This is a genomic window from Klebsiella sp. ME-303 (genome assembly GCF_007910085.1).
Classification (GTDB): Bacteria; Pseudomonadota; Gammaproteobacteria; order Enterobacterales; family Enterobacteriaceae; genus Klebsiella; species Klebsiella michiganensis.
Genome location: NZ_VOJB01000059.1, coordinates 1 through 1,271, shown reverse-complemented (window position 1 = coordinate 1,271; position 1,271 = coordinate 1). Strand labels below are relative to the sequence as shown.

1 protein-coding gene is annotated in these 1,271 nt (G+C 65.7%); it reads right to left on the bottom strand.

The genetic code is table 11. The annotated features are described in order from the left end of the window. A partial coding sequence (locus FQK12_RS05445; RefSeq protein WP_146295667.1) for a pyruvate carboxylase subunit B occupies positions 1-1,271 on the bottom strand: 1,271 nt, incomplete at both ends.

Sequence of the window (1,271 nt, the reverse complement as noted above, 5' to 3'; positions counted from 1 at the left end):
GATTTCACCGCGATACCGCGCACGGTCCCGGCCTGCGCGGCGCGGATTTCGGTTTCCATCTTCATGGCTTCCAGAATCAGCAGCACGTCGCCCTCGGCCACCGCCTGGCCCTCGCCGGCGATGACTTTCCAGATGGTGCCCGCCAGCGGCGCGGTCACCGGGGTGCCGGCACCTGCCGGGGCGGCTGCGGGGGCCGTGGCCTGAACGGGGGCCGCTGCCGTCAGCGGGCTGATATCGCCGCCGTCGCTGACCTTCACCACAAAGGCCTTGCCTTCCACTTCCACGGTGTAGACGCCGGAGGCGGCCGGTTTCTCTGCTTTCACCGCCGGTTTGACCTCTTCAGCCTGCGGTACCGGCTCAAAGGCCGCCGGGTTGTGGCGGTTCTCAAGGAACTTCAGGCCGACCTGCGGGAACAGGGCCACGGTGAGCACGTCGTCGATGGCGTTGTCGGCAAGCTGAATATTCTTCTCCTGCGCCTGGCGCTTCACGTCGGCTTCCAGATGCGCCAGCTCCGGCTTCAGCAGGTCCGCCGGACGGCAGGTGATGGCCTCTGCTCCGTCCAGCACGCGCGCCTGTAATGCCGCGTTCACCGGCACCGGGGTGTGGCCGTACTCGCCCTTCAGTATCCCGGCGGTCTCCTTCGCGATGGTTCTGTAGCGTTCGCCGGTCAGCACGTTAAGCACCGCCTGGGTGCCGACAATCTGCGAAGTCGGAGTGACCAGCGGGATAAAGCCGAGGTCCTCGCGCACGCGGGGGATTTCCGCCAGCACCTCATCCAGACGGTGGGCGGCGTTCTGCTGCTTCAGCTGCCCCTCGAGGTTGGTGAGCATCCCGCCCGGCACCTGGGCCACGAGGATACGGCTGTCGGTGCCCTTCAGCTGGCCTTCAAAGGCGTGGTATTTCCTGCGCACCTCGCGGAAGTACGCCGCGATGCTCTCAAGCTTCAGGATATCCAGCCCGGTGTCATGTTTTGTGCCTGCCAGCGTCGCCACCAGCGCCTCGGTGGCCGGGTGGCCGTAGGTGGCGCTCATGGAAGAGATGGCGGTATCGACGCCGTCGACGCCGGCCTCGATGGCCTTCAGCAGGGCCATCTCCGCCATCCCGGTGGTGGCATGAGCATGCAGGTGCAGCCTGACGTCATAGCGCTTTTTGATTTCGCTCACCAGCTCGAAGGCCGCCATCGGGGTGAGAATGCCGGACATGTCCTTAATCGCGATGGAATCGACGCCGGTCTCCAGCAGCTGTTCGGTCAGGTCGAGCCAGGTCTGCAG